At 59.7% G+C, this 22,156-nt stretch carries 19 protein-coding genes; 10 read left to right on the forward strand and 9 right to left on the reverse strand.

The window, feature by feature from the left end; translation table 11 throughout:
- Positions 1–89 precede the first annotated feature (89 nt).
- Positions 90–2,540 carry a glycogen/starch/alpha-glucan phosphorylase gene (locus tag AC3WN7_RS12560; RefSeq protein ID WP_095964574.1) on the reverse strand — a complete coding sequence of 817 codons (2,451 nt, stop codon included), beginning with the start codon at positions 2,538–2,540 and terminating at the stop codon, positions 90–92.
- 254 nt (positions 2,541–2,794) lie between these two features.
- Here AC3WN7_RS12560 and AC3WN7_RS12565 point away from each other — a divergent pair, with 254 nt between their 5' ends.
- On the forward strand, positions 2,795–3,232 hold the full coding sequence (locus AC3WN7_RS12565; RefSeq protein WP_007970630.1) for a YkgJ family cysteine cluster protein: 438 nt from the start codon (positions 2,795–2,797) through the stop codon (positions 3,230–3,232).
- Between the two features lie 218 nt (positions 3,233–3,450).
- On the opposite strand, the gene typA is transcribed toward AC3WN7_RS12565, so the two are convergent.
- Positions 3,451–5,271 carry a translational GTPase TypA gene (typA, locus tag AC3WN7_RS12570; protein ID WP_007970631.1) on the reverse strand — a complete coding sequence of 607 codons (1,821 nt, stop codon included), beginning with the start codon at positions 5,269–5,271 and terminating at the stop codon, positions 3,451–3,453.
- 139 nt (positions 5,272–5,410) lie between these two features.
- Positions 5,411–6,865, reverse strand: a complete 1,455-nt coding sequence (thiI, locus tag AC3WN7_RS12575) for a tRNA uracil 4-sulfurtransferase ThiI (protein WP_015093090.1) — start codon at positions 6,863–6,865, stop codon at positions 5,411–5,413.
- Positions 6,866–7,193: 328 nt separating this feature from the next.
- Here thiI and glnA point away from each other — a divergent pair, with 328 nt between their 5' ends.
- The 4 genes from glnA (at position 7,194) to ntrC (ending at position 12,241) form a co-directional block, all read left to right on the forward strand.
- Positions 7,194–8,600 carry a glutamate--ammonia ligase gene (glnA, locus tag AC3WN7_RS12580; protein ID WP_007970634.1) on the forward strand — a complete coding sequence of 469 codons (1,407 nt, stop codon included), beginning with the start codon at positions 7,194–7,196 and terminating at the stop codon, positions 8,598–8,600.
- A 299-nt stretch (positions 8,601–8,899) separates the two neighbouring features.
- Positions 8,900–9,415 carry a DUF4124 domain-containing protein gene (locus AC3WN7_RS12585; RefSeq protein WP_095964572.1) on the forward strand — a complete coding sequence of 172 codons (516 nt, stop codon included), beginning with the start codon at positions 8,900–8,902 and terminating at the stop codon, positions 9,413–9,415.
- Positions 9,416–9,722: 307 nt separating this feature from the next.
- Positions 9,723–10,808 (forward strand): nitrogen regulation protein NR(II), encoded by a 1,086-nt coding sequence (gene glnL, locus AC3WN7_RS12590; RefSeq protein ID WP_095964571.1) that lies wholly within the window; start codon positions 9,723–9,725, stop codon positions 10,806–10,808.
- Complete coding sequence (gene ntrC / locus AC3WN7_RS12595; RefSeq protein ID WP_102673909.1) at positions 10,805–12,241, forward strand: nitrogen regulation protein NR(I); 1,437 nt, start codon at positions 10,805–10,807, stop codon at positions 12,239–12,241. Before glnL ends, ntrC begins: the two co-directional genes overlap by 4 nt.
- Before the next feature lie 536 nt (positions 12,242–12,777).
- Here ntrC and AC3WN7_RS12600 read toward each other — a convergent pair.
- Positions 12,778–13,218, reverse strand: coding sequence for a hypothetical protein (locus AC3WN7_RS12600; RefSeq protein ID WP_102673911.1), 441 nt, complete (start codon positions 13,216–13,218; stop codon positions 12,778–12,780).
- Between AC3WN7_RS12600 and AC3WN7_RS12605 the strand changes: the two genes are divergently transcribed.
- Positions 13,217–13,672 carry a tRNA (cytidine(34)-2'-O)-methyltransferase gene (locus AC3WN7_RS12605; RefSeq protein WP_102673912.1) on the forward strand — a complete coding sequence of 152 codons (456 nt, stop codon included), beginning with the start codon at positions 13,217–13,219 and terminating at the stop codon, positions 13,670–13,672. The two genes, AC3WN7_RS12600 and AC3WN7_RS12605, sit on opposite strands and share 2 nt — an antisense overlap.
- Positions 13,673–13,804: 132 nt before the next feature.
- Here the strand turns inward: AC3WN7_RS12605 and secB are convergent, their stop codons facing one another.
- Genes secB through AC3WN7_RS12620 form a run of 3 tightly spaced genes read right to left on the reverse strand, consistent with a single transcriptional unit; the run spans position 13,805 to position 15,016 of the window.
- Complete coding sequence (secB, locus tag AC3WN7_RS12610) at positions 13,805–14,290, reverse strand: protein-export chaperone SecB (protein ID WP_015093084.1); 486 nt, start codon at positions 14,288–14,290, stop codon at positions 13,805–13,807.
- Between the two features lie 56 nt (positions 14,291–14,346).
- Positions 14,347–14,601, reverse strand: a complete 255-nt coding sequence (grxC, locus tag AC3WN7_RS12615) for a glutaredoxin 3 (RefSeq protein ID WP_007972741.1) — start codon at positions 14,599–14,601, stop codon at positions 14,347–14,349.
- Position 14,602: 1 nt separating this feature from the next.
- Positions 14,603–15,016, reverse strand: a complete 414-nt coding sequence (locus AC3WN7_RS12620; protein WP_095964570.1) for a rhodanese-like domain-containing protein — start codon at positions 15,014–15,016, stop codon at positions 14,603–14,605.
- Between the two features lie 153 nt (positions 15,017–15,169).
- On the opposite strand from AC3WN7_RS12620, the gene gpmI reads away from it, so the two are divergent.
- The 4 genes from gpmI to AC3WN7_RS12640 all read left to right on the forward strand — a co-directional run bounded on the left by gpmI (position 15,170) and on the right by AC3WN7_RS12640 (position 20,373).
- Complete coding sequence (gpmI, locus tag AC3WN7_RS12625; protein WP_102673913.1) at positions 15,170–16,699, forward strand: 2,3-bisphosphoglycerate-independent phosphoglycerate mutase; 1,530 nt, start codon at positions 15,170–15,172, stop codon at positions 16,697–16,699.
- Positions 16,700–16,950: 251 nt separating this feature from the next.
- Positions 16,951–18,246 (forward strand): murein hydrolase activator EnvC family protein, encoded by a 1,296-nt coding sequence (locus tag AC3WN7_RS12630; RefSeq protein WP_102673914.1) that lies wholly within the window; start codon positions 16,951–16,953, stop codon positions 18,244–18,246.
- Between the two features lie 31 nt (positions 18,247–18,277).
- Positions 18,278–19,594, forward strand: a complete 1,317-nt coding sequence (locus tag AC3WN7_RS12635) for a S41 family peptidase (RefSeq protein WP_015093079.1) — start codon at positions 18,278–18,280, stop codon at positions 19,592–19,594.
- 2 nt (positions 19,595–19,596) lie between these two features.
- On the forward strand, positions 19,597–20,373 hold the full coding sequence (locus AC3WN7_RS12640; protein ID WP_102673915.1) for a divergent polysaccharide deacetylase family protein: 777 nt from the start codon (positions 19,597–19,599) through the stop codon (positions 20,371–20,373).
- A gap of 147 nt (positions 20,374–20,520) precedes the next feature.
- Here AC3WN7_RS12640 and AC3WN7_RS12645 read toward each other — a convergent pair whose 3' ends face one another.
- Together AC3WN7_RS12645 and hisF are read right to left on the reverse strand one after the other, a co-directional pair.
- Positions 20,521–21,276 (reverse strand): substrate-binding periplasmic protein, encoded by a 756-nt coding sequence (locus AC3WN7_RS12645; protein WP_102673916.1) that lies wholly within the window; start codon positions 21,274–21,276, stop codon positions 20,521–20,523.
- Positions 21,277–21,354: 78 nt separating this feature from the next.
- The gene (hisF, locus tag AC3WN7_RS12650; protein WP_007972752.1) at positions 21,355–22,125 is read right to left on the reverse strand and encodes an imidazole glycerol phosphate synthase subunit HisF; all 771 of its coding nucleotides are present in this window, start codon (positions 22,123–22,125) and stop codon (positions 21,355–21,357) included.
- Positions 22,126–22,156: the final 31 nt, after the last annotated feature.

Consider the following 22,156-nt stretch of genomic DNA (forward strand, 5'->3'; position numbering starts at 1 on the left):
GCCTTCGGCAGCTCCTACACCCATCCTGTAGGAACTGCCGAAGGCTGCGATTTTTTCCGGCGCGCCAGTATATCCACCTGCCTGAAGACTTACTCCAGCGCCTTCCAGATTTCCGTGGCGTACTCGCGAATGGTCCGGTCCGACGAGAACCAGCCCATCCGCGCCGTGCTCAATACCGCTGAACGCCACCACTCCTTCGAATCGTGCCAATGGGCTTCGACGCGCATCTGCGCGTGCCAGTAGGAATCGAAGTCGGCGCAGACCAGGAAGCGGTCGTAATCCACCAGCGAATCGATCAACCCGGTGTAACGGGACGGATCATCCGGCGAGAACACCCCGCCACGAATCGCTTGCAGCACATCGTTCAGGCGATGGGACGCGGCGATGTCCGGTACGGCACTGAACTCATGGTTCTGCTTGCGCGCCTCCACCTGCTGCGCGCTGAGGCCGAAGATGAACATGTGCTCGGCACCGATGCGGTCGCACATTTCCACGTTGGCCCCGTCCAGGGTGCCGATGGTCAGCGCGCCGTTCAGACCGAATTTCATGTTGCTGGTGCCTGACGCTTCGAAACCGGCGGTGGAAATCTGCTCGGACAAATCCGCCGCCGGAATGATGCTCTCCGCCAGGCTGACGTTGTAGTTGGGCAGGAACACCACTTTGAGCAAACCGCGCACGGTCGGGTCGTTGTTCACCACCCGGGCGATGTCGTTGGTCAGCTTGATGATCAGTTTGGCCTGGTGATAACTCGCAGCTGCCTTGCCGGCGAAGATTTTCACCCGTGGTACCCAGTCGATTTCAGGTTCGGCGCGGATCGCCTGGTACAACGCCACGGTGTGCATCAGGTTGAGCAATTGGCGTTTGTACTCATGGATGCGCTTGACCTGCACGTCGAACATCGCCGCCGGGTTGACCGCCACGCCCAAGCGCTCATGAATCAGGTACGCCAGGGCTTTCTTGCTGTGCAGCCGTTGCTCGGCAAACGCCTTGCGGAACGCGCTTTTCTCGGCGAACGGCTCGAGGGCGAGCAAACGCTCTTCCGGGTTGTCCAGCACCTCGGGACCCAGGGCATCGACCAGCATCGAGGTCAGCTCGGGGTTGGCCTGGTAGAGCCAGCGGCGGAAGGTGATGCCGTTGGTTTTGTTGTTGATCCGCTCCGGGTAGAGCTTGTGCAGTTCGGAGAACACCGTTTGGCGCATCAGTTGCGTGTGCAACCCGGACACACCGTTGATGCTGTGGGAGCCGAGAAACGCCAGGTTGCCCATGCGCACCCGACGACCGTTGTCTTCCTCGATCAGCGACACCGCGCGCAACACGTCGAAGTCGTGAATGCCTTTGGCCCGCAGGGAGTCGATGTGCTGGGCGTTGATCAGGTAAATGATCTGCATGTGCCGCGGCAACATGCGCTCCATCAGGCCGACCGGCCAGGTTTCCAGCGCTTCGGGCAACAAGGTGTGGTTGGTGTAGGACAGCGTATCGACGGTGACTTGCCACGCGGCATCCCACGCCACGTCATAAACGTCGACCAGTTGCCGCATCAGTTCAGCCACGGCAATCGAGGGGTGAGTGTCGTTGAGCTGGATCGAGGCGTGATCGCCCAGGGTCAGCACCGAGGTGTGCATGTTGCGATGACGGCGCAGCAGATCCTGCAACGAGGCGGCGACGAAGAAGTACTCCTGGCGCAGGCGCAACTCCTGGCCGGCCTCGGTGCTGTCCGCCGGGTACAGCACCCGGGAGATGCTTTCGGCCCGGGCCACTTCGGCCACGGCACCCAGGTGGTCGCCAGCGTTGAAACGCTCCAGGTGCAGATCTTCCATGGCGCGGGCGCGCCACAGGCGCAGCGTGTTGACGCTCGCCCCGCGCCAGCCGACCACCGGCGTGTCGTAGGCAATCGCCCGTACGGTTTCCGCCGGGGACCAGACTTGCCGGGATTTGCCGGTGTCGTCGGTCAGGGTCTCGACACTGCCGCCGAAACCAATGGTGTAGACCACTTCCGGCCGCTCGAACTCCCAGGGGTTACCGAAATCCAGCCAGTGTTCGGTCTGCTCCTGCTGCCAGCCGTCGACAATCGCCTGGCGGAACAACCCGTGTTCATAGCGGATGCCGTAGCCATGACCGGCGATGCCGAGGGTCGACATGCTTTCCAGGAAACATGCCGCCAGACGCCCGAGGCCGCCGTTGCCCAGGGCCGCGTCGGGCTCCAGCAGACGGATGCGCTCAAGGTCGACGCCCAGTTCGGTCAAGGCTTCACGCGCCACGTCGAGCAGGCCGAGGTTGCTCAGGCTGTCGATCAGGAGCCGGCCGATGAGAAACTCCAGGGAAAGGTAATAAACGCGCTTCTGACCTTTGCGGTAGATCTGCCGCGTGTGGTCCATCCAGTGCTCGACCATGTGATCCCGCGCGGCCAGGGCAATGGCTTCAAACCAGTCATGGTCGAAGGCGTGATCCGGGTCTTTACCCACTGCATAAGTGAGCTTGGTCAAGACGGCGTCGCGGAATGCGGCCACCTCTGCTTCGCGAACAAGTGGTTCTTGAGTCATCGATAGGACCTCGAGCGAGCTTGGAGTTGTCTGAGCCTAGACGGTCTGACAGGCGGTAGAGGCTCTGGTTCGGCAGTTTTCCTGTAAGTGCGAATCGGGTCGGCAATACATTGTCGAGTACCTGATTCAATGCAGGGGCCGTGCCGGATTAGCGGTTTATTGGCCGGCAGTGAAAAAATCTGGCGAAAGGTTGTTCAAAAATCCACCAGTCCCGGTATGATCGCGCGCCCTGATGCACACGCTGGTAACAAACGATGATGAAGCCGAACCTGATCGCTGCCGCAGAGATCGACCGCCTCGATACCTGGGCCAAGTACTCTGCCCCGATGTGCGGCTCGTGCATGTCCAGCTGCTGCACCCTGCCCGTCGAGGTCAAGATCAAGGACCTGATCCGCATCGGCGTGGTCGATGAGTTCGAGCTGGGCGATCCGCCGAAGAACATCGCCAAACGCCTGCAAAAGGAAGGTCTGGTCGAGCGCTTCAACCAGAAGTCGGGAATCTTTACCCTCCAGCGCATGAGCAACAACGATTGCCTCTACCTGGATCGTAAGAGCCGTCTGTGCACTATTTATGATAAGCGCCCGGATACTTGCCGCAACCACCCGAAAATCGGCCCGCGGCCGGGGTATTGCGCGTACAAGCCGAAGGAAGTGGAGCGCGAGCGGAATTCGCGCAGTATCGAGCGGTTCTGATATTTCCTGACATTTTCGGTGGCTGATCGGCCGCCTTCGCGAGCAAGCCCGCTCCCACAGGTATTTTCGGTGTTCACACAATTTGTGGCTCACCTTGAACCCTGTGGGAGCGGGCTTGCCCGCGAAGGGGCCCTGACAAACACCACACAAATCCCAGACAAACAAAAACGCCCCCGGCCTTTCGACCGGGGGCGTTTTCGTTCAGCCGGGGCTAAATCTTATGCCTTGGCTTTCTTGGCAGCGCGGGTACGCTCGCTTTCGTCAAGAATTTTCTTACGCAGGCGAATCGACTTTGGAGTCACTTCGCACAATTCATCGTCCTGGATGAATTCCAGAGCCTGTTCCAGGGTGAAGCGAACAGGTGGAACCAGAGCGATGGTTTCGTCTTTACCCGAAGCACGCATGTTGTCGAGCTTCTTGCCCTTGGTAGGGTTGACGCCCAGGTCGTTGTCACGGCTGTTCAGACCAACGATCTGACCGTTGTAGATTTCCTGACCGTGTTCAACGAACAGCTTGCCACGCGCCTGCAGGGTTTCCAGGGAGTAGGTCAGTGCCTTGCCGGTTTCAACCGAAACCAGAACGCCGTTCTGACGGCCGGACATGTCGCCGGACTTCATCACGTCGTAACGGTCGAAGATCGAGGTCAGGATGCCAGCGCCGTTGGTCAGGGTCAGGAACTGGTTACGGAAACCGATCAGACCACGAGCAGGGATGTTGTATTCCAGACGTACACGGCCCTTGCCATCCGGCACCATGTTGGTCAGGTCGCCCTTACGCAGGCCCATCTCTTCCATCACCTTGCCCTGGGATTCTTCCGGCAGGTCGATGGTGACGTTTTCGAACGGTTCGTGCTTCACGCCGTCAACCAGACGGATGATCACTTCCGGACGGCCTACAGCCATTTCGAAGCCTTCGCGACGCATGGTTTCGATCAGTACCGAGAGGTGCAGTTCGCCACGGCCGGAAACCTTGAACTTGTCAGCCGAGTCGCCTTCTTCAACGCGCAGCGCAACGTTGTACAGCAGCTCTTTGTCCAGACGTTCCTTGATGTTACGGGAAGTCACGAACTTGCCTTCTTTACCGCAGAATGGCGAGTCGTTTACCTGGAAGGTCATGGAAACGGTTGGCTCGTCGACGGTCAACGGCTTCATCGCTTCAACGGTGTCCGGGTGGCACAGGGTGTCGGAGATGAACAGCGAGTCCATACCGCTGATGCACACGATGTCGCCTGCAGCCGCTTCTTCAACGTCTACACGGTGCAGACCGTGGTGACCCATCAGCTTCAGGATACGACCGTTACGCTTCTTGCCGTCGGCGCCGATAGCCACAACCGGGGTGTTCGGCTTGACGCGACCGCGAGCGATACGGCCAACGCCGATAACACCCAGGAAGCTGTTGTAGTCCAGCGCGGAGATCTGCATCTGGAACGGACCGTCACGGTCGACTTTCGGCGCAGGTACGTTGTCGACGATCGACTGGTACAGCGGGGTCATGTCTTCAGCCATTTCGGTGTGATCCAGACCGGCAATACCGTTCAGGGCCGAGGCGTAGACGACTTTGAAGTCCAGCTGTTCTTCGGTGGCGCCCAGGTTGTCGAACAGGTCGAAGATCTGGTCCAGAACCCAGTCCGGACGCGCGCCTGGACGGTCAACCTTGTTGATGCACACGATCGGACGCAGGCCGGCTTCGAAAGCCTTCTTGGTCACGAAACGGGTTTGCGGCATAGGGCCGTCTTGAGCGTCAACCAGCAGCAGAACGGAGTCGACCATCGACATTACGCGTTCAACTTCGCCGCCGAAGTCGGCGTGGCCCGGGGTGTCCACGATGTTGATGTGGTAGCCGTTCCAGTTGATGGCGGTGTTTTTCGCCAGAATGGTAATACCGCGCTCTTTTTCCTGGTCGTTGGAGTCCATCACGCGCTCGTCGTTGAGCTCGTTGCGCTCCAGGGTGCCGGATTGACGCAGGAGTTTGTCTACCAGGGTGGTTTTACCATGGTCAACGTGGGCAATGATGGCGATGTTGCGTAGATTTTCGATCACTTGTGTATCTCGATCAGAGGATTCGGTGTGCTGACAAGTCTTGGCAGCGATTAACAGTAGCGTCCGTGAAAGCCGTTACAGCTTGACGGTGGCGTCGGGGGGCCGGTGACGCAGGCCACAGGCAAACAGCCCCGGGCACTTAGCTCGGTCGATAAACGCGCACATTGGCATGCCCCTCACTGAGCAAATGGTGGGCATGCAGGCGACTCATCACGCCTTTGTCGCAATACAGCAGGTACTGGCGAGTAGGGTCCAGTTCCTTGAAACGAGCGTTCACTGCATAAAACGGCATCGTTTGTACCTCGATGCCAGCAAGCTCCAGCGGGTCATCTTCAGCGGCATCCGGGTGACGGATGTCGATGACGATCTGACCGGCCAGCGCTTCGCTGACTTCTTCAATCTGCAAGTCCTGGCCCAATTCGTCGATCACGCGATCGATCGGCACCAGCTTGGCGTTTTCGAGCGCACGCTCGAGCACCGCCATATCGAATTCTTTCTCTTCGTGCTCGACACGGTAGCGCTTGGCGGCGGTCTTCGGATTAACCGAAATGACCCCGCAGTACTCCGGCATGTGCCGGGCGAAATCGGCGGTGCCGATTTCGTTGGCCGTGTCGATGATGTCTTGCTTGTGGCTGGCGATCAGCGGGCGCAAGACCAGTTTGTCGGTCACGCAATCGATCACTGACAGGTTCGGCAGCGTCTGGCTCGACACCTGGGAGATCGCCTCACCGGTGACCAGGGCCTCGATGTGCAGTCGATCGGCAATCCGGGACGAAGCGCGCAACATCATACGCTTCAATACTACGCCCATATGACTGTTATCGACTTTGCCGAGAATTTCGCCCAGCACTTCCTCGAACGGCACACTGACAAATAACACGCGTTGGGAGCTGCCGTACTTCTTCCAGATGAAATGCGCGACTTCCATGACGCCCAGTTCGTGGGCACGTCCGCCCAGGTTGAAGAAGCAGAAATGCGCCATCAGGCCGCGGCGCATGATCTGGTAGGCCGCCACGGTGGAATCGAAGCCGCCGGACATCAGCACCAGCGTCTGCTCCAGGGCGCCCAGCGGATATCCGCCGATGCCGTTGTGCTGGCTGTGGATCACAAACAACCGTTGGTCGCGAACTTCGATGCGGACTTCGATTTCAGGCTTTTTCAGGTCGATCCCGGCGGCACCACACTGACGGCGCAACTGGCTGCCGACATATTTCTCGATATCGATCGAGCTGAACGGGTGCTTGCCGGCACGCTTGCAACGCACGGAAAAAATCTTGCCGGCCAGTGCATCACCGTAGTGCTGCTTGCACTTTTCAACGATGTCGTCGAAATCACCCAGCGGGTACTCGTCGATTTGCAGGAAGTGCGCGACGCCAGGCATGCAGCTCAGGCGCTCGCCCATCTCCTTCAGGGCCTTGGGATCGCTGACGCGGGTTTCCAGCTCGAGGTTGTCCCACACGCCGTTCACCACCACGGCCGGGTCCAGATCGCGGAGCACGGCACGGATGTTCTTGGCCAATTGGCGGATGAAACGCATCCGTACCGGGCGGCTCTTGATGGTGATCTCGGGGAAGACTTTTACGATTAATTTCATGGAAACAGCGCGCGCAGGGCCTGCCGAAAAAGGGGGGCGCGGATTATAGCGGAAATTGCTCAAGGTTTAACCAGTTAATGTGCAGAAGGTTTTGCACGCACCAAAACGGGTCATTTATTCATTTTGACGCCACATTACGGGGCGGTATTTTCGGCTTTAAAGCGCATTAATGGCTGATAAGCGTGTTTTTGGGGCAAAAAACCCATGCTGGGGCACTGGCATGCAATTTGCTCCCTTGTGAGGCAGGTTGCCTTGGCAGAGTATTCGCGCCGGCATCACCCACATTTAAGGGCATCCACTACTAGCCCGAAGCCACCCGGAGGACACTATGTCGAAGTCGGTTCAACTCATCAAAGATCATGACGTCAAATGGATTGATCTGCGCTTCACGGACACCAAAGGCACTCAGCACCACGTGACCATGCCGGCTCGCGATGCGCTGGATGACGACTTCTTCGAAGTCGGCAAAATGTTCGACGGTTCCTCCATCGCTGGCTGGAAAGGCATCGAAGCCTCCGACATGATCCTGATGCCGGACGACTCCACCGCCGTTCTGGATCCGTTCACCGAAGAACCGACCCTGATCCTGGTCTGCGACATCATCGAGCCTTCGAGCATGCAAGGCTACGACCGTGACCCACGTGCGATCGCCAAGCGCGCCGAAGAGCACCTGAAAGCCACCGGTATCGGTGACACCGTGTTCGCCGGTCCAGAGCCAGAGTTCTTCATCTTTGACCAGGTGAAGTTCAAGTCCGACATTTCCGGCTCCATGTTCAAGATCTACTCCGAACAAGGTTCCTGGATGTCCGACCAGGACATCGAAGGCGGCAACAAGGGCCACCGTCCAGGCGTCAAAGGCGGCTACTTCCCGGTTCCACCGTTCGACCACGACCACGAAATCCGTACCTCCATGTGCAACGCACTGGAAGAAATGGGCCTGACCGTCGAAGTTCACCACCACGAAGTGGCAACTGCCGGCCAGAACGAAATCGGCGTCAAGTTCAACACCCTGGTGAAGAAAGCCGACGAAACCCAAACCCTGAAGTATGTCGTGCACAACGTTGCCGATGCCTACGGCCGCACCGCGACCTTCATGCCTAAGCCTCTGTACGGCGACAACGGCTCGGGCATGCACGTGCACATGTCCATCTGGAAAGATGGCAAGAACACCTTCGCAGGCGAAGGCTATGCCGGCCTGTCGGACACCGCCCTGTACTTCATCGGTGGCATCATCAAGCACGGTAAGGCCCTGAACGGCTTCACCAACCCGGCGACCAACTCCTACAAGCGTCTGGTTCCAGGCTTCGAAGCGCCAGTGATGCTGGCCTATTCGGCTCGCAACCGTTCCGCTTCGATCCGCATTCCTTACGTGTCGAGCCCGAAAGCCCGCCGTATCGAAGCACGCTTCCCGGATCCGGCTGCCAACCCGTACCTGTGCTTCGCCGCACTGTTGATGGCTGGCCTGGACGGCATCCAGAACAAGATCCACCCTGGCGACGCTGCAGACAAAAACCTGTACGACCTGCCGCCTGAAGAGGCGAAAGAGATTCCACAAGTTTGCGGCAGCCTGAAAGAAGCCCTGGAAGAGCTGGACAAAGGTCGTGCGTTCCTGACCAAAGGCGGCGTTTTCAGCGACGACTTCATCGACGCTTACATCGCCCTGAAAAGCGAAGAAGAAATCAAGGTACGCACCTTCGTACACCCACTGGAATACGAGCTGTACTACAGCTGCTGATCCGGTAGCGCTGCGGCACGCGGCGTGACAAAAAGAGGCCTCCTTCGGGAGGCCTCTTTTATTGCCAACGATTCAACGGCTGAAGCACATCCCTGTGGGAGCGGGCTTGCCCGCGAAAGCGGTCTGTCTGATAACAGGATGTTGAGTGTACTGACGTCTTCGCGAGCAAGCCCGCTCCCACAAGGGGTTTTCTGTGTTCAGGCGGCCTCGGCAAATCTTGCCCAGATGTTTAGCGACTTGGGTTAACCGCCCGGCCTGACCTATGCTGCAACCCAACGCTTTCGCTTCCGGTCGATTCCATGGGTCGTGGTTTTCTGTTCATCCTGCTGCTGATCGCCCTGCCCGCCATGGCGCAGATCTACAAATACACAGACGCCAACGGCGCCACTGCGTACAGCAATCAACCGCCTGACGGCGTCAGCGTCCAGCCGGTCCACCTGCCGCCCCTCAACAGCATTGAGCGCCAGCCTCCCGACGAAGCCGCGCCTGTTGCTGAAACCACCCGAAATGAGCCACCCCAAAAGCCCTATGAAGTACTGGAGCTGACCGGTCTGCCCAATACCGAAGCCCTGCGCGCCAACAATGGCACCTTCACGATAAACGTACTGATCAAGCCGCGCCTGAAAAGCCCCCACCGGTTGCGCCTGCTGCTGGACGGCCAGCCCTACGGCCAGCCAGTCAATGTGCCGATCCTGCAACTGGTGAATATCGATCGCGGCGAGCATCGCCTCGCCGTGCAAGTGATCGATGGCGAAAACGTTGTGCAGCAGAGCCCAACCGCAACCTTCACCTTGCAACGCGTGCACACGCGCTGAAGGCCTGGCTGCTGATTGCCGGCTTCATTGCACTGCTGATGTCGGCACGAAAAACCCCATTCCTGCGACTTTTCTAACCTCATGCAGGTTTGCGCACTATATTGGTGCAACTGCTTGCACCGTACTCAGATTCCAACCCATTTTGGTTCGAAATTACCCGTGAAAGCCGGCAGAACGCCACGCAAGCGAGCGTCAGACGCCCGTTTCAGGCCATTGGCGCTTCTTTTCGGAGCCTTGGTTTACTTTTTGCAACTTCTAATTACCAACACTTGTTTCTTGCGCATGCTCCGCCCCAAAAGAGGTCCCGATGACCATTAGCGACGCACTCCACCGTTTGCTACTCGACAACCTCACCACCGCCACCATTCTGCTCGATGCCGAACTGCGCCTCGAGTACATGAACCCGGCGGCGGAGATGCTGCTGGCCATCAGCGGCCAGCGCAGCCATGGACAGTTCATCAGTGAGTTGTTTACCGAATCGACCGAAGCGCTGAACTCCTTGCGCCAGGCTGTCGAACAGGCCCACCCGTTCACCAAGCGCGAAGCCATGCTGACCGCCCTCACCGGTCAGACCCTGACCGTCGACTACGCGGTAACGCCGATTCTGAGCAATGGCGACACGATGCTGCTGCTTGAAGTCCACCCTCGCGACCGCTTGTTGCGGATCACCAAGGAAGAAGCACAGCTTTCCAAGCAGGAGACCAGCAAGATGCTGGTGCGCGGGCTTGCCCATGAAATCAAGAACCCCTTGGGCGGAATTCGTGGCGCGGCGCAATTGCTGGCCCGGGAACTGCCGGAAGAAAGCCTGCGCGACTACACCAACGTCATCATCGAAGAAGCCGACCGCCTGCGTAACCTGGTCGATCGCATGCTCGGCTCCAACAAGCTGCCGTCACTGGCCCTGTGCAATGTCCACGAAGTGCTGGAGCGCGTCTGCCAACTGGTGGAAGCCGAAAGCCAGGGTTGCATCACGCTGGTGCGCGACTACGACCCAAGCATTCCCGACGTATTGATCGACCGCGAACAGATGATTCAGGCCGTACTGAACATCGTGCGCAACGCGATGCAGGCCATCAGCAGCCAGAACGAGCTGCGCCTGGGCCGAATCAGCCTGCGCACCCGTACCATGCGCCAGTTCACCATCGGCCATGTGCGCCATCGCCTGGTGACCAAGATCGAGATCATCGACAACGGCCCGGGCATCCCTGCGGAACTTCAGGAAACCATCTTCTTTCCCATGGTCAGCGGTCGCCCGGACGGTACCGGGCTCGGCCTGGCCATTACCCAGAACATCATCAGCCAGCACCAGGGCCTGATCGAATGTGACAGCCACCCCGGCCACACCACCTTCTCGATCTTTCTGCCACTGGAACAAGGAGCCCCATCGACATGAGCCGTAGTGAAACCGTGTGGATCGTCGATGACGACCGTTCTATCCGTTGGGTCCTGGAAAAAGCCTTGCAACAGGAAGGCATGACCACGCAAAGCTTCGACAGCGCCGATGGCGTGATGAGCCGCCTGGCACGCCAGCAACCGGACGTGATCATTTCCGACATCCGCATGCCCGGCGCCAGTGGCCTGGACCTTCTGGCGCGGATTCGCGAGCAGCATCCACGGCTGCCGGTCATCATCATGACCGCTCACTCCGATCTGGACAGCGCTGTCGCGTCCTATCAGGGCGGCGCCTTCGAATACCTGCCCAAGCCGTTCGATGTCGACGAAGCGGTTTCCCTGGTCAAGCGCGCCAACCAGCACGCCCAGGAGCAGCAAGGCCTGGAAGTCGTCCCGACATTGACCCGCACCCCGGAAATCATCGGCGAGGCGCCGGCGATGCAGGAGGTGTTCCGCGCCATCGGCCGCCTGAGCCACTCCAACATCACCGTGCTGATCAATGGCGAATCCGGTACCGGTAAAGAGCTGGTGGCCCACGCCCTGCACCGTCACAGCCCGCGAGTCGCTTCGCCGTTCATCGCGCTGAACATGGCGGCAATCCCCAAAGACCTGATGGAATCCGAACTGTTCGGTCACGAGAAAGGCGCGTTCACGGGCGCGGCCAACCTGCGTCGCGGGCGTTTTGAACAGGCGGACGGCGGCACGCTGTTTCTCGATGAAATCGGCGACATGCCCGCCGACACCCAGACCCGCTTGCTGCGGGTGTTGGCCGATGGCGAGTTTTACCGCGTCGGCGGTCATGTACCCGTGAAGGTCGATGTGCGCATCATCGCCGCGACTCACCAGAACCTGGAAACCCTGGTGCATGCCGGGAAATTCCGTGAGGACTTGTTCCATCGCCTCAACGTGATCCGCATCCATATCCCGCGCCTGTCTGATCGTCGCGAAGACATCCCGACCCTGGCCAAGCACTTCCTCAGCCGCGCAGCCCAGGAGCTGGCAGTCGAGCCCAAGTTGCTGAAAAACGAAACCGAGGAATACCTCAAGAACCTGCCGTGGCCGGGCAACGTGCGCCAACTGGAGAACACCTGTCGCTGGATCACGGTGATGGCTTCGGGTCGCGAAGTGCACATCGGCGACCTGCCGCCGGAGTTGCTGAGCCTGCCGCAGGATTCAGCACCGGTCACCAACTGGGAGCAAGCCCTGCGCCAATGGGCAGACCAGGCGCTGGCCCGTGGTCAATCGAGCCTGCTCGACAGCGCTGTGCCGGCCTTTGAGCGGATCATGATCGAGACCGCCCTCAAACACACCGCCGGTCGCCGCCGCGATGCCGCCGTTTTGCTGGGTTGGGGGCGTAACACCCTGACGCGCAAGATCAAGGAATTGGGGATGAAGGTGGATGGCGGGGATGATGATGAGGGCGACGAAGCCTGATTACTCACTGAGCACACGATCCTGTGGGAGCGGGCTTGCTCGCGAAGGGGCCATAACATTCAACATCATCGTTGACTGTTACACCGCTTTCGCGAGCAAGCCCGCTCCCACATTCAAAGCTGCGTGCACCGCCTGAATGCACCGTGAACCGCAATCGCGCACAAAAACAGCTTCGAATCCCCATCTGCTTTCGCAATCGAATCCCTTCCGAAAAAACACGAAAGCCCCGAATCTCGGGGCTTTCAGCGTTTCAAACCGGATTTCTTGTTTCTCTTTGTGAAAACTGGCACGCCCCCTGCAACATCCCTTTCAAGTGATTCCGATCACCGACCCGGTTTCGGGGACCTTGGTACAGGCAGGCCGGGGATTCCCCTCTTTACACAGGGCTCACACCGCAGCCGCGACGAGCCCAGCCGTTTTGGGGCCCTTGATACAGGCAGGTCAGGGGTTCCTTCTTTACACCAGGCTCACACCGCACTCGCGACGAGCCTCCCGTTTCGGGAACCTTGGTACAGGCAGGCCGGGGATTCCCTCTTTTATTGCTCCCGGAGATGGATCTCCAATCGCCAGCGGTCATCGACCTCGCTACCGGCCCACTCGCCCTGCAGGGGGCGGGCCGCCACCAACGTCAGCAGCAACCCTCCATCACTCAAACGTACCCGCCAGTTCACATCCTTGCCGCCAAGCTTGAGCTGGCCTTTCTGCGCCTGGCCCTCGGCGCCAAACAGCAGCGCGACACTGCCGTCGACGATTTCGCCATGGACCTTGGGTTCGTTGTTGAACCACACCACCAGCCCGTCGCCCGTCACCTCAACCTGCTGCAACTGACTCGGGTCTGGCGTGGTCAGGCGACCGATCATCAGGCCGATCATCATCCCGACAATCGCCAGCGAGCCCATCACCCGCAGGAATAGTTTCGAACGCACGTCTGCTTGCGGCGTAGAATGCGCGTCATCTTTACCTTCGGAGCCGTGCATGTTTCACGTCATCCTTTTCCAACCAGAAATTCCGCCGAATACCGGCAACGTTATCAGGCTGTGCGCCAACAGTGGCTGCCACCTGCATTTGATCGAGCCGCTGGGCTTCGAGATGGACGACAAGCGCCTGCGCCGCGCCGGCCTCGACTACCACGAGTATGCCACCTTGCAACGTCACGCCGACCTCGCCAGCTGCCTGGAAAGCCTCGGTCATCCACGGCTGTTCGCCTTCACCACCAAGGGCTCGCGGCCATTCCACGATGCCAGCTTCGCCCCAGGCGATGCGTTCCTGTTCGGCCCGGAAAGCCGGGGTTTGCCCGCCGAGGTGCTGGACACCCTGCCCCCTGAGCAACGCCTGCGCCTGCCGATGCGCGAGGGCTGCCGCAGCCTGAACCTGTCGAATACGGTGGCCGTCGCGGTTTACGAAGCCTGGCGCCAGAACGACTTCAAATAACACCGCATAGCAAATGTGGGAGCGGGCTTGCTCGCGAAAGGGTCATCAGCTTCAACATGAATGTTGACTGAAAAACCGCTTTCGCGAGCAAGCCCGCTCCCACATTGGACTTGCTTCGACGCTCAGAAATGCTTACTGAACGGTCGGAGTCTCGCCGGCAGCCTGCATGCGTTGCAGCTCTTGCGCGTACAGCGCATCGAAGTTCACCGGAGCCAGCATCAGTGCCGGGAACGAACCGCGGGTCACCAGGCTGTCCAGGGTTTCGCGAGCATACGGGAACAGGATGTTCGGGCAGAACGCACCCAGGGTGTGGCTCATCGAAGCATCGTCCAGGTTCTTGATCAGGAAGATACCGGCCTGTTGCACTTCAGCGATGAACGCCACTTCGTCACCGTTTTTCACGGTAACCGAAAGGGTCAGCACGACTTCGTGGAAGTCGGATTCCAGTGCCTTTTGACGGGTGTTCAGATCCAGGGCGACACTCGGCTCCCACTGCTGGCGGAAGATCGCCGGGCTTTTCGGAGCTTCGAAGGACAGGTCACGCACATAAATGCGCTGCAAGGAGAATTGCGGTGCAGTTTCTTCTTCGTTCGCAGCAGTGTTCTGTTGGTCAGTCATCGCAGATCCTTCTTGATCCAGGGTTCTTTTAGGTTTGCTTGTTTGGGGTATTGCCGTCAGGCCCTGAGCAGCGCGTCGAGCTTGCCGGCGCGCTCCAGGGCGAACAAATCATCACAACCGCCCACGTGGGTGCTGCCGATCCAGATTTGCGGTACGGACGTACGTCCGGCCTTCTGGGCCATCGCTGCGCGCACCTGCGGCTTGCCATCGACCTTGATCTCTTCGAAGGCCACGCCTTTGTTCTCGAGCAGGTATTTGGCTCGCGAGCAGTAAGGGCAGTAATCGCTGGAATAGACGACGACGTTGCTCATATCACTTCACCAGCGGCAGATTGTCGGCTTTCCAGCTGGAGATACCGCCGGACAGCTTGGCGGCGGTGAAACCGGATTTCACCAATTCACGAGCGTGAGTGCCGGCGGTCTGGCCCATGGCATCGACCAGGATGATGGTCTTGGCCTTGTGCTTTTCCAGTTCGCCAACGCGGGCGATCAGTTTGTCCTGGGGAATGTTCAGCGCGCCGACAATGTGACCGGCGGCGAAATCCTTGGTTGGACGAATGTCGATCACCACGCCGGCGTCCTTGTTGACCAGGCCGGTCAGTTCGCCAGTGCTCAGGCTACGGCCGCCGCCCTGCATTTGATAGGCAATCAGCAACGCCAGCAGTACGACGAAGATACCGACGAGAATGTAGTGGTTAGTGGCGAATTGAATCAGGTTAGCAACCATCGAAGGAGGTTCCAGGGCGTTAAAATGTCGGCCAGTATACACAGCCACTATGGTGGGCCAAACCCCGTCCGGCGGTGACGCGGCCGGAACTTCGCTTTAAACTGCGACTCCCTTTTTCCATTACCCCTTTTACCTCAGCCACGAGTGGATTCCATGACTACCACGCCTAAACCTTTGGTCCTGATGATTCTCGACGGCTTCGGTCACAGTGACAGCCCCGAATCCAACGCCATTTTCGCGGCGAAGAAGCCTGTACTGGATCGCCTGTGGGCCACCGTGCCGAACGGCCTGATCTCGGGCAGCGGCATGGACGTCGGTCTTCCGGATGGCCAGATGGGCAACTCCGAAGTCGGTCACATGAACCTCGGCGCCGGTCGCGTGGTGTACCAGGACTTCACTCGCGTCACCAAATCGATCCGCGACGGCGAGTTCTTCGAGAACCCGACCATCTGCGCAGCCGTGGACAAAGCCGTCGCCGCCGGCAAAGCCGTGCATTTCATGGGCCTGCTGTCCGATGGCGGCGTGCACAGCCACCAGGACCACCTGGTCGCCATGGCCGAACTGGCCTTCAAGCGCGGCGCTCAAAACATCTACCTGCACGCCTTCCTCGACGGTCGCGACACGCCGCCGAAAAGCGCGCAATCCTCGATCGAACTGCTCGACGCGACCTTCCAGGCCCTGGGCAAAGGCCGGATCGCCAGCCTGATCGGCCGTTACTACGCCATGGACCGCGACAACCGTTGGGACCGTGTCTCCCAGGCCTACAACCTGATTGTCGATGGCCAGGGCGAATTCAACGCCGCCACCGCCCAGGAAGGCCTGCAAGCAGCCTACGAGCGCGGCGAGAGCGACGAATTCGTCAAAGCCACCTCCATCGGCGAGCCGGTAAAAGTCGAAGACGGCGATGCCGTGGTGTTCATGAACTTCCGAGCCGACCGCGCCCGCGAACTGACTCGCGTGTTCGTCGAAGACAATTTCAGTGAGTTCGAGCGTGCCCGCCAGCCGAAACTGGCCGGTTTCGTCATGCTGACCCAATACGCCGCCAGCATTCCTGCCCCGTCGGCTTTCGCTGCCGGCAGCCTGGAAAACGTGCTGGGCGACTACCTGGCGAAAAACGGCAAGACCCAGCTGCGCATCGCCGAAACCGAAAAATATGCCCACGTGACCTTCTTTTTCTCCGGCGGCCGCGAAGAACCGTTCCCGGGCGAAGAACGCATCCTGATTCCGTCGCCGAAAGTCGCCACCTATGACTTGCAGCCGGAAATGAGCGCACCGGAAGTTACCGACCGCATCGTCGACGCCATCGAAAACCAGCGCTACGACGTGATCGTGGTCAACTACGCCAACGGCGACATGGTCGGCCACAGCGGCGTGTTCGAAGCGGCGGTCAAGGCTGTTGAATGCCTTGACCTGTGCGTGGGCCGCATCGTCGATGCCCTGGAAAAAGTCGGCGGCGAAGCCTTGATTACCGCTGACCATGGCAACGTCGAGCAAATGTCCGACGAAACCACCGGCCAGGCGCACACTGCACACACCACCGAGCCGGTGCCGTTCATCTATGTCGGCAAGCGCGACCTGAAGGTCCGTGAAGGCGGCGTGCTGGCGGACGTGGCGCCGACCATGCTGAAGCTGCTGGGGCTTGAACAACCGGCGGAAATGACCGGGACTTCGATTCTGGTCTGATCGGATCTCCAAAACGCCACAAAATCTGTGGGAGCGAGCTTGCTCGCGATAGCAATCTGACAGCCAACATCTATGTTGAATGATCGGACGCCATCGCGAGCAAGCTCGCTCCCACAGTGGTTTTTGGAGTTTTTGAAATGGAATTCAGTCTGTCGCTTGCTCCAGTCATCACACAGTCAGAAATGGGCATTTTTTTTGCCGCCCATGGCGGGCATACTAGGCCGTCCCTTTCCCTGGTGCCGCCCGCCCCTATGCTTCGCGTCCTGATAGCCCTAGCTCTGACTTGCCTGCTCCAACCGGCCTTTGCTGACGAGCGCGCAAACACCCAACAACAGTTGGACGCCACGCGTCAGGACATTGCCGAGCTGAAGAAGCTGCTGGGCAAGCTGCAGGAAGAAAAGTCCGGCGTGCAGAAAGAACTCAAGGGCACCGAAACCGAAATGGGCAAGCTCGAGAAGCAGGTCGATGCCCTGCAAAAAGAGCTGAAGAAAAGCGAAGCCGAGCTGCAGCGACTCGATGCGGAGAAAAAAAAACTCCAGAGCGCGCGCATTGAACAGCAACGACTGATTGCCATTCAGGCCCGGGCGGCCTACCAGAACGGTCGCCAGGAATACCTCAAGCTGCTGCTCAACCAGCAGAATCCGGAAAGATTCGCCCGTACCCTCACCTATTACGACTACCTGAGCCAGGCTCGCCTGGAGCAGTTGAAGAGTTTCAACGAAACCCTGCGCCAACTGTCCAATGTCGAGAAAGACATCGCCATGCAGCAGGCGCAACTGCTGGTGCAGCAAAGCAGCCTCGACACCCAGCGTGACGAGCTCGAAAAAGTCCGCAAGGAGCGCCAGCAAGTCCTGGCCAAGCTCAATGACGACGTAAAGGCTCGCGATCAGAAACTGGCGGCGCGCGAGCAGGATCAGGCAGACCTGTCTAAAGTCCTTAAAACCATTGAAGAAACCCTGGCCCGCCAGGCCCGTGAGGCAGAAGAAGCGCGACAAAAAGCGTTGATTGCCCAGCAGGAAGCCGAAAAAAAGCGTTTACGTGAGGCCCAGGCGCAGGCAGATGCCAGCGATGACGCCCCACGCAAACCGGTCAAGTCGACTCCCGGCGCACTGGTTTCCAGTTCCGGCGAGACCTTTGGTGGTCCGTTTGCGTCAACCCGCGGCAAACTTCCCTGGCCTGTCGATGGTCGACTGCTGGCACGCTACGGTGAAAGCCGTGGTGACGATGCCCGGACCAAGTGGGATGGCGTGATGATCGGCGCGTCTGCCGGCAGCACCGTGCATGCGGTGCATGGTGGTCGCGTAGTGTTTGCCGACTGGCTGCGAGGCGCCGGGTTGTTGGTGATCCTCGACCACGGCAACGGTTTTTTGAGCCTTTATGGTCACAACCAGACGCTGCTCAAGTCTGCGGGTGATGTGGTTAAAGCCGGTGAGTCCATCTCCACTGTCGGCAACAGTGGCGGGCAAGACACGCCAGCGCTGTATTTTGCTATTCGTCAGCAGGGTCACCCGAGTGATCCGGCGCAATGGTGCCGCGCGCAAGGATAAGCGCGTTACCTAATTCAGGAGTTTGTTAGACATGCTGCATTTGTCCCGCCTTACCTCGCTGGCCCTGACGATCGCCCTGGTGATCGGCGCGCCTCTGGCGTTTGCCGCTCAACCGGCCCCGGCGGTTGCGCCTGCGGGCACTGCTGCGACCACCAAGGCGCCACTGCCGCTGGATGAGTTGCGCACCTTTGCCGAGGTGATGGACCGGATCAAGGCCGCTTATGTCGAACCGGTGGACGACAAGACCCTGCTGGAAAACGCCATCAAGGGCATGCTCAGCAACCTCGACCCACATTCGGCTTACCTCGGCCCTGAAGATTTCGCCGAGTTGCAGGAAAGCACCAGCGGTGAATTCGGTGGCCTGGGCATTGAAGTCGGCGCCGAAGACGGCTTCATCAAAGTGGTGTCGCCGATTGACGACACCCCGGCTTCCAAGGCCGGCATTCAGGCCGGCGACTTCATCGTCAAGATCAACGGCCAGCCCACCCGCGGCCAGAGCATGACCGAAGCCGTCGACAAGATGCGCGGCAAGATCGGCCAGAAAATCACCCTGACCCTGGTGCGCGACGGCGGCACGCCGTTCGACGTGACCCTGTCCCGCGCCGTCATCCAGGTCAAGAGCGTGAAGAGCCAGCTGCTGGAATCGGGCTACGGCTACATCCGCATCACCCAGTTCCAGGTCAAGACCGGTGAAGAGGTTTCCAAGGCGCTGGCCAAGCTGCGCAAGGAGAACGGCAAGAAGCTCAACGGCATCATCCTCGACCTGCGCAACAACCCGGGTGGCGTATTGCAGGCGGCGGTGGAAGTGGTCGACCACTTCATCACCAAGGGCCTGATCGTCTACACCAAGGGCCGCATCGCCAACTCAGAGCTGCGTTTCTCTGCCACCGGCAAGGACGAAAGCGAAGCCGTGCCAATGGTCGTGCTGATCAACGGCGGCAGCGCCTCGGCATCGGAAATTGTCGCTGGCGCCCTGCAGGACCAGAAACGCGCCGTGGTGATGGGCACCACCAGTTTCGGCAAGGGCTCGGTGCAAACCGTGCTGCCGCTGAACAATGATCGTGCATTGAAGATCACCACGGCGCTGTACTACACGCCGAATGGCCGTTCCATCCAGGCCCAGGGCATCGTCCCGGACATCGAAGTGCGCAAGGCCAAGATCACCAGCGAGCAGGACAACGACTACTTCAAGGAAGCCGACTTGCAGGGTCACCTGGGCAACGGCAACGGCGGTGCGGACAAACCGACCGGCTCCAGCAAGGCCAAGCCGATGCCACAGGACGATGATTACCAACTGGCCCAGGCCCTGAGCCTGCTCAAAGGGCTGAGCATCACGTCCGGCCGTTGAGGATGCGCCTGCGGTACATTCTCGGTCTGCTTTGCTGTCTGGCGGGTGTTGTTCACGCAACACCCGCCCCGACCACCCCGCAAAAAGCCTACCTGACCCTGATCATCGATGACCTGGGGCAGAACCTGCCCCGGGATCGCCGCGTGCTGGCCCTGCCCGGCCCGGTGACCACGGCGATCATGCCCGACACGCCTCACGCCACCGAATTCGCCCGCGAAGCCCATCGCGCCGGAAAAATCGTCATCCTGCACATGCCCATGGATCCGGCTACCGGACCATTCGCCTGGCATCCCGAATTGCCTGTCGATGAGCTGGAAAAGCGCCTGAACGCTGCGTTCAAAAGGGTCCCCTACACCAGCGGCATCAACAATCACATGGGCAGCCGCATGACCGCACAACCCGCGGCCATGACCTGGCTGATGGCAGACTTGCAACGACGGCACAAATTCTTCGTCGACAGCCGCACCAGCGCCCGAACCGTGGCCGCGGCCGAAGCGCAGAAGATCGGCCTGGCCAGCGTTTCGCGGGATGTGTTTCTCGACGATGAACGAACCGAAGCAGCGATCTTCAGCCAGTTGCAGACAGCGATCAGCCTCGCGCGCAAGCAAGGTTCGGCGGTGATGATCGGGCATCCGTATCCACAGACACTCGCGGTGCTGGAGCGGGAGCTGCCGAAGCTGAAGGCTCAGGGAATTGAGTGGATTGATATCAGGCAGATGATCAGTGTGCGCGGGAATCGGGCGACCGCAGCGCATGGCAAAGACGGGGTGTACCGCTAGTAGCTACACAGCAGAACCCCTGTGGGGGGGGGGGGGGGGGGGGGGGGGGGGGGGGGGGGGGGGGGGGGGGGGGTGTCAGTCGACATTAATGGTGTCTGACAAACCGCCTTCGCGAGCAAGCCCGCTCCCACATTTAAGCACTGGGTGTTAGAGGTACCGCGCCATGATCTCGTCGACCTTGCCTTCCTTGCGCATCTGATCCAGCGCTGCTTGAAGCTTGGCCACCGTCTCGTCCGGCACGTCCTTGTTCAGTGCCAGGTACAGTTCGGCACTGTTGAAACGCAGTACGGTTTTCAACCCGTTGACCCCTTCCTGACGCGCCAGATAGCGCCCGGCCGGGTCACCGGTGGCCCACAGGTCGATCTGCCCGTTGACCAGTTTTTTCGCGTTGTCCTGATCGCGCAGTACAACAATCGGATTGAGCCCCTGCTTGGCCAGCGTCTCGGCAATCGCGTCGCCCTTGTAGGCGCCGATCTTGTACTTGCGCGCATCATTCAAGGTTTCGAGGGTGATCTTGCTGTCAGCCTTGGCCAGCATGATCCAGTCGTCCGGGCCGATTGGACCGACCCATTTGAACAGCTTCTCGCGATCCGGCAACCGCGCCATGACGAACACGCCATAGCCGGGTTTTTCCAGGGTGAGTTTGTAGATTCGCTCCCAAGGGAAACGCAGCGTCAGGCTGTAGGTAATGTTGGCGCGCTTGAATATCTCGCGGACGATATCGGTGGCAATGCCATCGATGTTCTCGTCCTGAGCGAAGTTCTTGCCATTCTTCGCCATGTTGTAGGGCGGGAAGTTTTCAGTCAGCAACACCATGTCGGCATCGGGACTGTCTTTTGCGTATGCTGCGCCGATGAACAACAGAGAAGCGCTGGCAAGGACGAGAAGAAAGCGTTTAAGCATGTCTGGCTACCGAAATCCATGGCGTACCCAAGAGTGCCTTGGGCACGCCATGATGTCCACTGGCCTGCACTGGTTTGTTCAGCGCATCACAATTCCACGATGGGCCATATAAGCCTTGGCTTCCTGCACGGTGTATTCGCCGAAGTGGAAAATACTCGCCGCCAGAACCGCGCTGGCGTGACCTTCGATAATGCCGTCGGCCAGGTGTTGCAGATTGCCGACGCCACCGGAAGCGATCACCGGAATGCCCAGCGCATCGCTGATGGCGCGGGTGACGCCCAGGTCGAAACCGTTTTTCATGCCGTCCTGGTCCATGCTGGTCAGCAGGATCTCACCGGCACCCAGGCCTTCCATTTTCTTTGCCCATTCGACAGCGTCGAGACCGGTTGGCTTGCGACCGCCATGGGTGAAGATTTCCCAGCGCGGGGTTTCGCCCGGCCCGGAAACCTTCTTCGCGTCGATCGCGACCACGATGCATTGCGAACCGAAATGCTGCGCGGCTTCGCCGACGAACTCAGGGTTGAACACCGCTGCGGTGTTGATCGAAACCTTGTCCGCGCCGGCATTGAGCAGGTTGCGGATGTCCTGCACGGTGCGTACGCCACCACCCACGGTCAGCGGGATGAACACCTGGCTGGCCATGCGCTCGACGGTGTGCAGCGTGGTGTCGCGGCCATCGACGCTGGCCGTGATGTCGAGAAAGGTAATCTCGTCGGCGCCCTGCTCGTCATAGCGACGGGCGATTTCCACCGGGTCGCCGGCGTCGCGGATGTTTTCGAATTTCACACCCTTGACCACCCGGCCGTTGTCCACGTCCAGGCAAGGGATGATGCGCTTGGCTAACGCCATAAGACTTAATCTCCGATTAAGAAGCTTCAAG

The organism is Pseudomonas sp. FW305-70, from assembly GCF_058783925.1.